Source organism: Streptomyces sp. NBC_01433, assembly GCF_026340105.1.
In the GTDB taxonomy this organism is placed as follows: Bacteria; Actinomycetota; Actinomycetes; order Streptomycetales; family Streptomycetaceae; genus Streptomyces.
In genome coordinates, this window is sequence record NZ_JAPEPM010000001.1 from 5,707,461 (window position 1) to 5,721,871 (window position 14,411).

Below are 14,411 nucleotides of genomic sequence, written 5' to 3' on the forward strand. Positions count from 1 at the left end.
TCATGCCCAGGCCCCCCGCTCACTCAGCACCGTTCGCAGCGTCTCGATGTGATCGGTCATGATGCCATCGACTCCGAGGTCCAGGAGTGCCGCCATCCGTTCCGGTTCGTTCACCGTCCAGACATGGACCTGGAGTCCGCGCGCATGCGCCGTACGGACGAAATTCCGGTCGACGACCCGGATGCCGTTCTGGCTCTCCGGGACCTGCGCGCACACGGCACCCGCGCGCAGCGCCGCCGGAATGCCGTACGAGCGAAGCCGCAGGCCCAGGACCCCGCGCACCCCGTACGACGTGGCCAGCCGCCCACCGGCCGCGCGCTGCGCCCTGGCCACCCTCGCCTCCGAGAACGAGCCGACGCACACCCGGTCCCAGGCATCGGTGCGGCGGATCAGGGCGAGGAGCGGTGCGAGCGCGGACTCCGTCTTCAGGTCGACGTTCCAGCGGGCCCCGGGGAACTCCTCCAGCAGCTCCTCGAAGAGCGGCAGCGGTTCACTGCCCGCCACCCTGGCCCGCCGCACCTGACTCCACGGCAGTTCGGATATCCGCCCCCGGCCGTCCGTCACCCGGTCCAGCGTGGCGTCGTGGAAGGCGACCAGCCGCCCGTCGGCCGTGGTGTGCACATCGGTCTCGAAGTAGCGGTAGCCCGCCGCGGCCGCCCGGCGGAACGCGGCCGCGGTGTTCTCCACCCCGTCCGCCGCCCCGCCGCGATGGGCGAACGGAATCGTCGTGGGGTGGTCCAGATAGGGGTGGCGTCCAGAGTTCACTGCGGCAGTATGGCCCGCTCCGGTGTCGGGGCGGCAGCGTTCTCGGGGTTCTCCGGGTCCTCGGCGGGCGACGGCACGGCGAAGACGCGAAGGAAGACCTGGGCGAGCGGGCCGATCGCCAGCGCGTACAGGACCGTGCCGACGCCGAGCGAGCCGCCGAGCAGGAAGCCGGTGACCACGACGGCCACCTCGATCGCCGTGCGGACCAGCCGGATGGACCGTCCGGTGACCCGGTTCAGGCCGGTCATCAGTCCGTCGCGCGGGCCGGGGCCGAACCGGGCCGTGATGTAGAGCCCCGTCGCCACCCCGTTGAACAGGACTCCGGCGAGCATCAGCGGGACGCGCGCCCCGAGCCCGTGCGCCTCCGGCAGCAGGGCGAGGGCGCCGTCCATGGCCAGGCCGACCACGAAGACGTTCGACACGGTGCCGAGCCCGGGGCGCTGCCGGAGCGGGATCCACAGCAGCAGCACGACCGCGCCGACGATGATCGAGACGACGCCGATGGAGATGCCGGTCAGTTCGGTGAGGCCCTGGTGCAGCACGCCCCACGGCTCCAGGCCCAGTCCGGCCCGTACCAGGACCGCCGCACTCGCGCCGTACAGCGCCAGGCCGACGTACAGCTGGACCAGCCGCCGGGTGAGGTGGGTGCCGTTCCGGGCGGTGGTCCTGAACATGTGGTGCCCCCTGCTGTGGTGGTAGTGGACTGCTGCGTGTCACTCTGTGGCAGGGGATTGGCTGCCAACTATGGCCAATCCGAGGAAGGTGGACTGATTTCGATGGTGCAGTGGACTTCGACGGTCGGTGCCGCGCAGCTCGCCCGGCAGCTCCAGGCCCAGCAGCCCCGGCCCGCCGGACCGGGCAGCCGCAAGCCGCCCGCCTACCGCGCGCTCGCTGACGGGGTGCGGCTGCTCGTCCTCGAAGGCCGGGTCCCGGTCGCCGCCCGGCTCCCCGCCGAACGGGAGCTGGCCCTGGCGCTGGCCGTCAGCCGGACGACCGTCGCCGCCGCATACGAGGCGCTGCGGGCCGAAGGATTCCTGGAGTCCCGGCGCGGCGCCGGCAGCTGGACGGCGGTCCCGGCGGGCAACCCGCTGCCCGCCCGCGGGCTCGAACCGCTGCCCCCGGAGTCGCTCGGCTCGATGATCGACCTGGGCTGCGCCTCGCTGCCGGCCCCCGAGCCGTGGCTGACCCGGGCCGTTCAGGGGGCGCTGGAGGAACTTCCGCCGTACGCGCACACGCACGGCGACTACCCGGCGGGCCTGCCCGCGCTGCGACAGCTCATCGCCGACCGCTACACCGAGCGCGGCATCCCGACGATGCCGGAACAGATCATGGTCACCACCGGGGCGATGGGCGCCATCGACGCGATCTGTCATCTCTTCGCCGGACGCGGTGAGCGCATCGCCGTGGAGTCGCCCAGTTACGCCAACATCCTCCAGCTGATGCGCGAGGCGGGCGCCCGGCTGGTACCGGTGGCGATGGAGGAGGGGCTCGGCGGCTGGGACATGAACCGCTGGCGGCAGGTGCTGCGCGACTCGGCACCCCGGCTCGCCTACGTCGTCGCCGACTTCCACAACCCCACCGGTGCCCTGGCCGACGAACAGCAGCGCAGGGCCCTGGTCGACGCGGCCCGCTCCGCCGGAACGGTCCTGGTCGTCGACGAGACCATGAACGAGCTGCGCCTGGACGCCGATGTCGCGATGCCGCGCCGGGTCTGCGCGTTCGATCCCGCGGGCAGCACGGTCCTGACCGTCGGCTCGGCCAGCAAGGCGTTCTGGGCCGGCATGCGGATCGGCTGGGTGCGGGCCGCCCCGGATGTGATCCGCAGCCTGGTGGCCGCCCGCGCCTACGCCGACATGGGCACACCCGTTCTGGAGCAGCTCGCCATCAACTGGCTGATGCGCACCGGAGGCTGGGAGCAGGCGGTGGAGGTCCGGCGCGGCCAGGCGCGGGAGAACCGGGACGCCCTGGTCACGGCGCTGCGCCGGGAGCTGCCGGACTGGGAGTTCGAGGTGCCGGGCGGCGGGCTGACCCTCTGGGTGCGTACGGGCGGCCTCTCCGGCTCCCGGCTGGCCGTGGCGGGCGAGCGGGTCGGCGTGCGGGTGCCGTCCGGTCCACGGTTCGGCGTCGACGGGGCGTTCGAGGGCTACGTACGGCTGCCGTTCACCGTGGGCGGCCCGGTGGCGGACGAGGCGGCCCTCCGGCTCGCGGCCGCCGCGGAGCTGGTGAGGTCGGGGGCGGGCGCCGGGGTCGAGGCGCCTCGGAGCTTCGTGGCCTGAGAGCCGTGTGCCTCGCGGGACGGCGGGCGGGCGGCGGGTCACGCGACCCGCCGCCCGCCGTCGCGTGCGCGGAGGGGAATCACCCCTCGGCGACCGCCGGCTGGGGCTTGCCCAGCGGCTCCGAGGGCCTGGCGTCCATCGGTACGGCCTCGATCGGCACCGTCTCCACGGGTTCGGCCTCCACCCGGATCACTTCGGCCGCGATCGTTTCCTCCGGCATCGACCGAGGCATCACCAGCGGCTCCGGCAGAGACATCGGCAGGGGCTCCGCGACGTCCGCACCGTCCGTCTCCCGGGCGGGCATGTCCGCGTCCAGCGGGTTCTGCCGGGCAGGCAGCAGGTCGAGTACCGCCTGCCGGTGCGCGGCGCTCGTGGCGTCGTCGTACGGGTCGGGTGTGGCCGGGACCTGGAGCCGCAGCACCGGTCCCGCGCCGAGCCGCGCGTACCCCCGGCCGGCCGGGACCTCCGCGGTCGGGGTGGTGTGCGGCTGGATGCCGAGGACGGACTCGATCTGCTCGCGCGAGGCCGGGCCGAGGACGGCACGGGCCCGGGTGTGGGTCCGTACGGTCTCGCTGAGGGTGTCCAGGCTGTCGAACTGGTCGGTCATCACCACGGTGACCCCGGCCGCCCGGCCGTGCCGCAACGGCACCTGGAGCAGCTCCTGCGGATCGGGCCTGCCGTCGGCCGCCGCGAGGTGTCCGAGGGCACTGGGCCGGTCCAGCAGGACCCAGAGCGGGCGCGTGATGTCGTCGGGAGCGGGGTGCCCGGCCTGCCGCGCGCGGTTGGCGGCGATCAGGCGGCGTTCCGTCTCGTGCGCGGCCCATTCCAGGGTCGCCAGCGCTCCGGTCAGCCCGCACTCCACGGCGAGGACTCCGGCCCGGCCGGTCAGAGCGCCGTACTCACCGGCTCCGCTGCCTTCGACGACGAGGACGTCGCCGTGCTGGAGGGCCTGGAGGGCGATGGAGCGGAGCAGGGTCGTGGTGCCGCTGCCGGGCTGCCCGACGACCAGCAGGTGGGGTTCCGTGCAACGGGCGCCGGTCCGCCAGACGACGGGGGAGGCGTCGCGGGTCTCGTCGCCGTCCCGCACCGGGACGGTGCGCCGGACCGCGCCCGCGTCGGTGAAGCCGAGGACGGTCTCGCCCGGAGCGGTGACGAAGCGCTGGGCCGCGATCGAGGTGGGCAGCGCGTCGAGCACCGTCATCACGAGCTGGTTGGCCTCCTCGTCCCAGGCGAAGTGGTACTCGCGGCCGCGGCCCGACTTGGCGTGCAGCAGCTGCTCGATCCGGGTCCGGGCAGCGGCCTCGCCGTCGGTGAAGTACGCCGGGTAGGACACCTGGAGACGGGTGAGACGGCCGTCGTCGTCGAACGCGAAACCGCCGAAGACCTTCTCCCAGTCGCCGCCGTGGGAGAACAGCGGACTGGGGTCGTCGGCCACGGAGAAGTAGGGCACGAGCGCCTCGTAGAGGGACTGCAGCCGCGCGGTCTCGGCGTCGTCGGGGCCGGTCCTCACAGGGGTGCGTTCCCGTCCCTTCCAGGCGGCAGCGCCCATCACCGAGACCAGGGCCAGCACGGGCCCGTGCGGGATGAGCGCCACCACGAGCACGCAGGCCGCGGCGAGGAACAGCTTGGGACCGCGCCGCTCCTTGGGTGTCGCGATCCATTTCTGCCGTCCGGCCACGGCCAGCAGCCGCAGACCACGAGTGACCGTGATCAGCGGATGGAGTACGTCGGTGGCGCTGTCGGCGGCCGTACGCGCGATCTCTCGACTGCGAGTGATCGAAGCGCTGCCGCTGCTCAGAATGCGGGGGAGTGGTCGCCGGGCCACGTCTGTCTCCTGAAGGTGGAAGCGGTTGCGGAGCGTCAGAACTTGATCCCGCCCAGCAGGCCGGCGAGGCTCGCCCCGCCCGCTGTGATGCTCGGTGCGATGGCGGTGCCGGCCAGATAGAAGCCGAACAGGGCACAGATGAGGGCGTGCGACGCCTTGAGCCCGTCCTTCTTGAAGAAGAGGAAGACGATGATGCCGAGCAGGACGACGCCCGAGATGGAAAGGATCATGAGTGTTCTCCTGGTTGGGGGGACAGTCACCATGAGTCCTTCCAGGCTCACAGGAAGTATCTATACGATAAAGAGGTCATTCAGGTGAAAAACATGCATTTTCACTTGACTGGCGGAAGGAAGTTGGTTGCCCGGCCGGAGCATTTCGGCCTCCACGCCGGGAAGGAGTCACTCGCGGTGATCTGTTGCCGCATCCGGGCCGGGTCATGTCGGCCCCGGAGCAGTACCCTGTCGATTCACTCGTACGGCCCCGTGCCGTACTTCCCACCAGGTCAGCGGCAGCGATAACGGTTATGGAAGGCGGTCCGTCCGATGAGCGAAACCCCCGATCCCGAGGTGGTCGAGCTGGCGACCAAGGTCTTCGACCTGGCCCGCCGCGGTGAGGCGGACGCGCTCGCCGCGTACGTCGACGCCGGCGTACCCGCGAATCTCACCAACGACCGGGGCGACTCGCTCCTGATGCTCGCCGCCTACCACGGGCACGCCCCGGCGGTCACCGCCCTCGTCGCCCGCGGCGCCGACCCGGACCGGGCCAACGACCGGGGGCAGACCCCGCTGGCCGGAGCCGTCTTCAAGGGCGAGAACAGCGTGATCGACGCGCTCCTCGCCGCGGGCGCCGACCCCGCCGCCGGAACGCCGTCCGCGCTGGACACGGCGCACATGTTCGGCAAGACCGACCTGCTGGAACGCTTCGGTGCCCGCTGAGGCGCCCGCGGGCACGGTGTGCGGCATGCCCGCCGGTATGTCCGCTGACCGGTCCGTCGTAAATGTGGTCGCGGTGGCGAAATGGCTGGGTCATCATGACGTCGCGGGTCCGCTCAGGACCACCGACGAGAGGCAGAGGAAGATGGTCTACACCAGGCAGAAGACGGCGGTCGGCCGATCATGTTGCTGCGCGGCATAGTGCCCACGGGCACGTGGAACGGCACAGTCCCGGTTGCGTCGACAGCTTGATGTGAGGCATTTTCCATGTTCGATCCGTTCATAGCGCCGAGCGGCACCCTGCTCGGCCTGTTGCAGAGGGGCCGCGGCGACGGCACCCTCCACGCGCTCGCCGCGCCGCGCCCCGAGGCCCTCGCGGCTCTCAATCACTGCGTTCTGAGCGACCCGCGGCACGACTGGCAGGTCGAGAACCGCTCCCTCTACTACGCGCGCCTGTACCTCGATCTCGACGGCGGCATCGAAGAGATCGAGCGGCACCTGCGCGATCCCGACGACCACGTCGACACCGACGACTCGCGCACGGGCCTGGCCCTCGCGGTCCTCGGACACCTCGCCTCGTACGGGCGCGACGACGCGCTCGCGCTGCTGCGGTGGTACGCGGCCACCGGCGCCAACTGGGCCTGGGCACTGGACGAACTGGCCCTGCGCGACGACGACGCCGGGCTGCGCTCCCTCGCCGTGCCCGTGCTCGGCCGCTTCCCGGCCACCCCGGAGGGCGCCGCCGAACTGGCCGTCGCCGTACGCGACGCCTACGAACCGCGCCCATGGCGGCTGTGGGCCGACGATTCGCGCGAAGGGGTCGGCGCCCGGGTCAGAGCGGCCGGTGAACAGGGCTCGTTCGACCGGTGGCAGCGCCAGCTGAGCGCCGGCGGCCCCCGCCCCGGCTGGAGCGTCCAGGCCGTCTTCGACTGGGCCCAGCAGGCACTGGAACGCGGCAGCGGACTCCACATCCCCGCCGCCCGCTGCCTCGCCGCCGTCTCCGGCCCCGACGACCGGCCGATGATCGTCGAGGCCGCCCGCAGCGGCCCCGAAGGCGCCCGCTGCGCCGCTCTGCACTACCTCGTGGAGGCCCGGGACCCGGCCGTGCTCGACCTGATCGAGGCCGCCGCCGCCGACCCCTCGCGCACCGTGGCCGAAGCGGCCGTCGCCGCCTTCGAGCGGATGCCCGGCGAAGCCGCCGTGGACCGGGCCCGGCGCTGGGCGCACCGGCCCGACGCGCTCGGCGCCTCCGCCGCCGGACTCCTCGCCTGCCGGGGAACGGCCCAGGACGCTCCGCTCGTGCTCGGCGCCCTGCGCGAAGCCGTACGCGGCGACGGGCCCGACGCCCGGCGGCTGTGGACCCTCGTCGACGGCACCGGCCGCCTGGGCATCGCCTGCGCCGCCCCCGTACTGCGCCACGTCTACCGCGAGACGTCCTCCTCGCACCTGCGGGGCCGGGCGGCACGGGCGCTGGCCGCCACCGACCCGTCCTTCGCCACCGGATTCGCGGTGGAATGCCTGTGGGACTGCGAGGAGACCACCCGCGAGGTCGCCGCGCTCCATGCGGAGACCGGTGACATCCGGGTCGCCGAACGCCTGCGCCGGCTGGCCGCCGATCCGGCCGAGGAGGCCGAGGTGCAGACCGCCGTACGCAGCCGGATCGGACCCGACGCGCCGGCCGTCTGACGCGGACCCGGGGCGGGCTGACTCGGGGCGGGGCGGTGGCGGACCGCGGCTCGCGGCACTCTTCGTGAGCCGAGCCGAGCCGAGCTCAGCCGAGCCGAAGTCCGCTTGCCCGTCGGTGTCGCGGGAGCGCGGGCTCGGGCGGGCGCGCGCACCGGCGGGCTCGGGCGGGCGCGCGCACCGGCGGGCGCGCCGGTGGGCGCGCGCCCGGCGCGCCGGGCGAAGGCTGCGCCACGCCCTACGAAGTCCCGTCCCCGCGGGCTCCCGCACCCGGCGCCACAATGGCGAAATGACCGGACGCTGGGAGTTCTGGATCGACCGGGGCGGCACCTTCACCGACGTGGTGGGCCGCCACCCCGACGGCCACCTGATCACCCGCAAGCTCCTCTCGCACGATCCCGGGCGCTACCGCGATGCCGCCGTCGCCGGTATCCGGCTGCTCCTCGGCCTCGGCCCCGCGGACCCGGTACCCGCGGACCGGATCGCGGCCGTGAAGATGGGTACCACGGTGGCGACCAACGCCCTGCTGGAACGGCGTGGCGAACCGACCGTCCTCCTCATCACCGAGGGCTTCCGGGACGCGCTGAGGATCGCGTACCAGAACCGCCCCCACCTCTTCGACCGGCACATCGTCCTCCCCGAGGCCGTCCACGAGCGGGTGATCGAGGTCCCGGAGCGGATCGACGCCCACGGCCGGACCGTGAAACCCCTCGACCTCGCCCCGGTGGCCGAACAGTTGGTAGCCGCGTACGACGACGGCATCCGCAGCGCGGCCGTCGTCCTCATGCACGGCTACCGGTACCCCGCCCACGAACAGGCCGTCGCCGCCGCCGCGCGCGCAGCGGGCTTCACCCAGGTCAGCAGCTCCCACGAGGTCAGCCCGCTGATCCGCCTCGTACCGCGCGGCGACACGACGGTCGTGGACGCCTACCTCTCGCCGATCCTGCGCCGGTACGTCGACGAGGTCGCCGCCGAACTCGGCGGCATCCGGCTGATGTTCATGCAGTCCAACGGCGGCCTGCGGGAGGCCGCCCACCTCCGCGGCAAGGACGCCGTGCTCTCCGGCCCGGCAGGCGGCGTCGTGGGCATGGCCCGTACGTCGCGGCAGGCCGGATACGACCGGGTCATCGGCTTCGACATGGGCGGTACGTCCACCGATGTGTCGCACTACGCGGGCGAGTTCGAGCGGGAACTCGGGACCCAGGTGGCCGGGGTACGGATGCGTGCGCCCATGATGCGCATCCACACGGTCGCGGCGGGCGGCGGGTCCCTCCTGCACTTCGACGGCCGCCGCTACCGAGTCGGGCCCGACTCGGCGGGCGCCGTTCCCGGCCCGGCCTGCTACCGGCGCGGCGGACCGCTCACCGTCACGGACGCCAACGTGATGCTCGGCCGGGTCCAGCCCGCCTGCTTCCCGGCCGTGTTCGGCCCGGACGGGGACCTGCCCCTCGACGCGGGCCTGGTACGCGAGCGCTTCGAGGACCTGGCCGCCGAGGTGGCTCGGGCCACCGGGAACCGGCCCACCGCCGCGGAGGTCGCCGCGGGCTTCCTGAAGATCGCCGTGCTCAACATGGCGAACGCCGTCAAGAAGATCTCCGTACAGCGCGGCCACGACATCACCCGCTACGCCCTCACCGGTTTCGGCGGGGCGGGCGGCCAGCACGTCTGCGCGGTCGCCGACGCCCTCGGTATCGACACCGTCCTCGTACCACCGCTCGCCGGAGTGCTCTCCGCGTACGGGATCGGCCTCGCCGACGCCACCGCGATGCGCGAACAGTCCGTCGAGGCCGAACTGGACGAGGCGGTCCGGGAACGGGTGGCCCGGCTCTGTGCCGAACTGGCCGGCCGTACCCGTGCCGACCTCCGGGCCGACGGGGTGCCCGACTCCGCCATCGGCACCGGGGCCCGAGCGCTGTTGCGGTACGCGGGCACGGACGCGGCGCTGCCGGTCGCCCTGGACACCGTGTCCGCCATGACCGAGGAGTTCACCTCCGCCCACCGGGCCCGCTTCGGGTTCACGATGGACAAACCGCTCGTCGTCGAGGCGGTCTCGGTGGAGGCGACCGGAACGGCCGGGCCGCACACCCCGCGCCGGGCCGACGCCACCGCACGCGAGGGCGCGCCGCGAACGAGGGACACGGTACGGATGTTCGCCGACGGCCGATGGCGGCGGACCCCGCTCTACCGGCGGGAGGACCTGCGCCCCGGGGACAGCGTGACCGGCCCCGCCGTCGTCGCCGAGGACGATGCCACCACTGTGGTCGATCCCGGCTGGCAGGCCGAGGGCGGCCCGACCGGGCATCTGGTGCTGACGCGGGCCCGCCCGCGCCCCGAACGGACCGCCGTCGGCACCAGGGTGGACCCGGTGATGCTGGAGGTGTTCAACAACCTCTTCATGTCGATCGCCGAGCAGATGGGCGTGCGCCTGGAGAACACCGCCCATTCCGTCAACATCAAGGAGCGGCTGGACTTCTCCTGCGCCCTCTTCGACGCGGACGGCAACCTCATCGCCAACGCGCCGCACATTCCGGTGCACCTCGGATCGATGGGGGAGTCCATCAAGGCAGTGCTGCGGCGCAACGAGGGCACCATGCGCCCCGGCGACGTGTACGCCATCAACGATCCGTACCACGGAGGCACGCATCTGCCCGATGTGACAGTGGTGACGCCGGTGTTCGACCTCGACGGGAGCGGCGGAGGGGATGGAGGGGATGGCGGAGACGGAGAGGGCGGAGGGGGCGGAGGGGCCGGAGATGAAGTCCGGGGAGCTACGGGCACCCTGTGCTTCCTGGTGGCCTCGCGCGGACACCACGCCGAGATCGGCGGCATCACCCCCGGCTCCATGCCCGCCTTCAGCCGCACGATCCACGAGGAGGGCGTGCTGTTCGACAACTGGCTCCTGGTGCGCGACGGCCGGCTGCGCGAGGCCGAGACCCGGGACCTCCTCACCTCCGCCGCGTACCCCTCCCGCGACCCGGACACCAACCTCGCCGACCTGCGTGCCCAGATCGCCGCCAACGAGAAGGGCATCGCCGAACTGCGCCGCACGGTGAACCAGTTCGGGGCGGACGTCGTCGACGCCTACATGGGCCACGTCCAGGACAACGCCGAGGAATCCGTACGCCGCATCATCGCGGGACTGGACGACGGCGCCTGCCGCTACGAGACCGACAACGGTGCCGTGATCGACGTGACGCTGACCGTGGACCGGGCCACCCGCGACGCCGTACTCGACTTCACCGGCACCTCCGCCCAGCAGCCGGGCAACTTCAACGCCCCCAGGTCCGTCGTCATGGCCGCCGTCCTGTACGTCTTCCGGACCCTGGTCTCCGAGGACATCCCGCTCAACAGCGGTTGCCTCAAGCCCCTGGACGTACGGATTCCGGACGGCTCGATGCTGTCGCCCGTCCACCCGGCGGCGACCGTCGCGGGCAATGTGGAGACATCCCAGGCCGTCACCGGAGCTCTCTACGCGGCCCTGGGAGGCCAGGCCGAGGGGTCCGGCACGATGAACAACATCTCCTTCGGCAACGACCGCGTCCAGTACTACGAGACGGTCGCGAGCGGGTCCGGAGCGGGGGACGGCTTCGACGGCACCGACGCCGTACAGACCCATATGACGAACTCCCGGCTCACCGACCCCGAGATCCTGGAGTGGCGCCTGCCCGTCCTGCTGGAGAGCTTCGCGGTGCGCGAGGACAGCGGAGGGGCGGGCCGGTGGCACGGCGGCCGGGGCGTGGAGCGCCGGATCCGCTTCCTCGAACCGGTCACGGTGGCCCTGCTCTCCAGCCACCGCCGAGTTCCCCCGTACGGCATGGCGGGCGGCGAACCCGGCGCCCTGGGAAGCCAGCACATCGAGCGCGCCGACGGTGTCACGGTCACGGAACTGAAGGGCTGCGACACCGCCGACCTGGACGCCGGTGACGTCCTGGTCGTCCGTACACCAGGAGGTGGCGGATACGGCCCCCGCGACGAGTGAGGTGGCGGATACGGCCCCCGCGACGAGTGAGGCGGCGGTCGCCACCGCGGAGTCGCGGGACCGGTCGGAGCGGAAGGCTCCGGTACGGTGCCGCGGTCGGTGCCGGGCCGCTCCCGGTACGGTCCGCGCATGGTGAACGGAGCCGCTGCCGGTGTACGGGTCCGCGCATGGTGAACGAAGCCGCTCCCGGCCTCCGTAACACCTGGGCCGCGGCGGTCGCTTCTGCGCCGTTTCGACCGTTGTCGGTGCGAGGACCTAATCTGTCCCACGTGACTTCGCCTGCCTACACGGACAACGCTGCGCCCCAGCTCAGCGCGGGGCCGCGGCCCGCCCCGGGCCCCGCCGCCGACGAGGGGCTCTCGCGACGGCTGCGCGCGCTCGCCTGCACGGCGCCGCTGCACGACCTCGATGTGCGCAAGGCGAACCTGGCCGGCGAGTACACGGTCTACGCGATGGCGGAGGTCGCCCTCGCCGCGATCGACCTGGTCACGCTCAACATGGACTTCGACACGGGCGCCGACCACGACCAGATAGTGGCCAGACTCCTGCCCCGGGTCGGGGCGCAGGCCCCGCGGCGCCCCGTCGCCGAGCACGAGCGGGTCGCCCGCTGGGTCCTGGAGAACCTGATCAACGTCGGGAGCGTCGACCGCGGATTCCGCGCGGTGTACGGCACCTTCGGGCCGGACGGCGTCTATGTCCGCCGGGACTACGACTTCAAGCTCATCGAAGAGGTCCCGGGCTACGGCGGCAGCGTCTACCTCCGTGCCACCGACGAGGCGGTCAACGTCCTGGTCGGCGCCCTGGACACCGACGTCACCAGCGCCCAGATCGCGGCCGAGGTGAAACTGGAGGTCCTGATCAGCCGGGGCCGCCTCGCCGACGCCCAGCTCGCCGCCGAACAGGCCCGCTACCGCACCGTGCAGTACGCGGAGACGCTCCGCAGGACCCTGGAGGCGACCCGGCGCAACGTGCGCGCGGTCGACTGGCTCAACGCGGTCCCGGACATGATCGACGAAGCCCTGGACCACGTGGCCGACCGCTACCGCCACGAGAACGCGATCCTCACCAACATCCGCAAAGCGCGCGACGAGGCCGAGGACCCCGAGCACAAACGACGCGCCGCCGAGCTCGTCGACATCGTCAAGGACTGCATCCGCCGCCACACCCAGCTCCAGTCACGCCTGTTGGAGGCGGGACCGCTGTTCCGCGCGGAACAGGACCGGCAGGCGTTCGCCGCCCCCACCGCGCGGGTTGGCCTCGACCTGTACGGGCAGCTCGTCGCCCCGCTGCTCCCGCTCCCCGTCGAACAGTCCATCCGAGCCACCGACGCCTTCTTCGCGCACGGCACCGGACTGCGCACACCCACGTCCGTACGGGTCGGCGACCTGGTCGACATGCTCCTCACCCCGCCCCTGGAGCGCGAGCACCTGGGAGCGGAGATGCCCGAGCCCGATCTGATCGCCACCCCGGACGACAGCCGGTTCAGCGAGGAACAGCTCGCGAGCGCCATGACCCTGCTCGATCTGGAACACGACGCGCCACGACGCCTCTCCGGCCTGCTCGCCGAGGCCCGGCGCAGCGACCCCGAACTGCCGTATCTGGTCGCCCTCCTCGCGGTCCACGCGGCGAGCCCGCCCGTCGGCACCGCCTACCGGCAGGGCGAGCGGCGCCTGCTGTTCGCGGTCGACGACGGTACGCAGCTGGACGACCCGGAGTTCGGCGGCGCCGACCTCATAGTGGGTACGGCCCTGCTGGACGCGGCCGGAATGGCCGCCGACCGCAAGGAGGCGTCATGACCGCCGCCACCCGCCCGGCAGCGCCGGGCCCCGGGCGACACTCCGTACCGAAGACTCTCCGCAGCAAGGAGCCACGGCCGTGAGCGACCACCACGCCGAGCACACCGACGCGTGGGGCGAGCCGTCCGGCACGCACCCCACGTACGGCACCGACACGACCGCGCCCGTCGAAGCGGTCACCGCGACCCCCGTCACCCCGGCCGACGCCGCCGACGCCGCACGGCTGGTCTCCTTCGGACTGCAGCCCAAGCTGCTGCCCGCCCGGGACGCCGAGTACGCCGAACTGCTCCGCCGTTACCGGGAAGAGCCCGCCTTCGCCCGGCTCGCCGACGCCGTCGCCACCGGGCTCGGGCTCATCGTCCTGGAGGTGTCGACCCGGGCAGGCATGGCGGTGACCGCGGGCGAGGACTCGGTCTTCGCCGTACGCATGGGCGACTACGCCCGCCGCGCCTCCTCCGACGCCGCCGACCGCTTCCTGCACGGCCTCGCCCACCTGGCGGTCGCGGCCATGGCCTTCCCCCGCCCCGAGGACCTCGCCGACGACGCGTACATCGGCCGGATCACGGTCAACGGCGTCGACGCGTTCGTCCGTCAGGCATGTCACCGCCTGGAGGAGCGCGCCGAGGAACAGGGTGATAACAGCGACCCGGCCACCGACACCCCGGGGCTGGAGGCCGGCTGGCGGATCTACGCCCGCCGCAGCGCCACCGGCGCGACCAAGGACGCCCGGCGCCTGGCCGGCTCCACCACCGGCATCATCGGCAAGGCCGTCGCCTTCCTCACCGATTCCGGCTTCCTCCAGCGCACCGGGGACGACGCGGGCGGCGCCTACCGCACCACCGCCCGCTACCAGCTCCAGGTGCGCGACATGGCGGGCGGCGCGGCCATGGCCGAGCTGCTGGAGCTCGGAGTCGTGCCCGTCACGGACGGCACCGCCACCCTGCTGCCGCCGCCCGGTACCGACGACCTGGAGCTGGCCGCCGACGCGGGCCTGCCCTTCCACGCCTGAGGCCGCCACCGCCCACGGTTCCCCACCCTCGCTTCCCGCCCGCCCGTATCCGCTGCTCCGCCCCGCATCCGCCGCTTCGCCCCGTACCTGCCGCTCTGCCCCGCACCTGCCGCTCCGCACCCGCTTTCCGAACGACGAGAGTCCGC

General features: G+C 72.9%; 10 protein-coding genes. 6 read left to right on the forward strand and 4 right to left on the reverse strand.

What is annotated here, in order from left to right:
• Together OG413_RS25610 and OG413_RS25615 are read right to left on the reverse strand one after the other, a co-directional pair.
• On the reverse strand, positions 1–765 hold the full coding sequence (locus tag OG413_RS25610) for a glycerophosphodiester phosphodiesterase family protein (RefSeq protein WP_266809097.1): 765 nt from the start codon (positions 763–765) through the stop codon (positions 1–3).
• Positions 762–1,439 (reverse strand): YitT family protein, encoded by a 678-nt coding sequence (locus OG413_RS25615; RefSeq protein WP_266809099.1) that lies wholly within the window; start codon positions 1,437–1,439, stop codon positions 762–764. Before OG413_RS25615 ends, OG413_RS25610 begins: the two co-directional genes overlap by 4 nt.
• A 102-nt stretch (positions 1,440–1,541) precedes the next feature.
• Here OG413_RS25615 and OG413_RS25620 point away from each other — a divergent pair, with 102 nt between their 5' ends.
• Positions 1,542–3,041, forward strand: coding sequence for a PLP-dependent aminotransferase family protein (locus OG413_RS25620; protein ID WP_266809101.1), 1,500 nt, complete (start codon positions 1,542–1,544; stop codon positions 3,039–3,041).
• A gap of 79 nt (positions 3,042–3,120) precedes the next feature.
• On the opposite strand, the gene OG413_RS25625 is transcribed toward OG413_RS25620, so the two are convergent.
• Together OG413_RS25625 and OG413_RS25630 are read right to left on the reverse strand one after the other, a co-directional pair.
• Positions 3,121–4,866, reverse strand: a complete 1,746-nt coding sequence (locus tag OG413_RS25625) for a hypothetical protein (protein WP_266809103.1) — start codon at positions 4,864–4,866, stop codon at positions 3,121–3,123.
• A gap of 35 nt (positions 4,867–4,901) precedes the next feature.
• A complete protein-coding gene (locus tag OG413_RS25630) occupies positions 4,902–5,096 on the reverse strand; it encodes a hypothetical protein (protein ID WP_073722514.1) in 195 nt (64 codons plus the stop codon).
• 312 nt (positions 5,097–5,408) lie between these two features.
• On the opposite strand from OG413_RS25630, the gene OG413_RS25635 reads away from it, so the two are divergent.
• The 5 genes from OG413_RS25635 (at position 5,409) to OG413_RS25655 (ending at position 14,265) form a co-directional block, all read left to right on the forward strand.
• Positions 5,409–5,801, forward strand: coding sequence for an ankyrin repeat domain-containing protein (locus OG413_RS25635; RefSeq protein WP_073722513.1), 393 nt, complete (start codon positions 5,409–5,411; stop codon positions 5,799–5,801).
• 264 nt (positions 5,802–6,065) lie between these two features.
• On the forward strand, positions 6,066–7,484 hold the full coding sequence (locus OG413_RS25640) for a HEAT repeat domain-containing protein (RefSeq protein WP_266809107.1): 1,419 nt from the start codon (positions 6,066–6,068) through the stop codon (positions 7,482–7,484).
• A gap of 286 nt (positions 7,485–7,770) precedes the next feature.
• Positions 7,771–11,460, forward strand: coding sequence for a hydantoinase B/oxoprolinase family protein (locus OG413_RS25645; RefSeq protein ID WP_266809109.1), 3,690 nt, complete (start codon positions 7,771–7,773; stop codon positions 11,458–11,460).
• Between the two features lie 269 nt (positions 11,461–11,729).
• The gene (locus tag OG413_RS25650; RefSeq protein WP_266809111.1) at positions 11,730–13,256 is read left to right on the forward strand and encodes a hypothetical protein; all 1,527 of its coding nucleotides are present in this window, start codon (positions 11,730–11,732) and stop codon (positions 13,254–13,256) included.
• Positions 13,257–13,335: 79 nt separating this feature from the next.
• Positions 13,336–14,265, forward strand: a complete 930-nt coding sequence (locus OG413_RS25655) for a hypothetical protein (RefSeq protein ID WP_266809112.1) — start codon at positions 13,336–13,338, stop codon at positions 14,263–14,265.
• The last annotated feature ends 146 nt before the right edge of the window (positions 14,266–14,411 follow it).

Bases quoted from the DNA above. Each gene is read 5' to 3' on its own strand.
- OG413_RS25615 (WP_266809099.1), bottom strand. From the start codon at position 1,439: ATGTTCAGGACCACCGCCCGGAACGGCACCCACCTCACCCGGCGGCTG.
- OG413_RS25620 (WP_266809101.1), top strand. From the start codon at position 1,542: ATGGTGCAGTGGACTTCGACGGTCGGTGCCGCGCAGCTCGCCCGGCAG.
- OG413_RS25630 (WP_073722514.1), bottom strand. From the start codon at position 5,096: ATGATCCTTTCCATCTCGGGCGTCGTCCTGCTCGGCATCATCGTCTTC.
- OG413_RS25635 (WP_073722513.1), top strand. From the start codon at position 5,409: ATGAGCGAAACCCCCGATCCCGAGGTGGTCGAGCTGGCGACCAAGGTC.
- OG413_RS25640 (WP_266809107.1), top strand. From the start codon at position 6,066: ATGTTCGATCCGTTCATAGCGCCGAGCGGCACCCTGCTCGGCCTGTTG.
- OG413_RS25645 (WP_266809109.1), top strand. From the start codon at position 7,771: ATGACCGGACGCTGGGAGTTCTGGATCGACCGGGGCGGCACCTTCACC.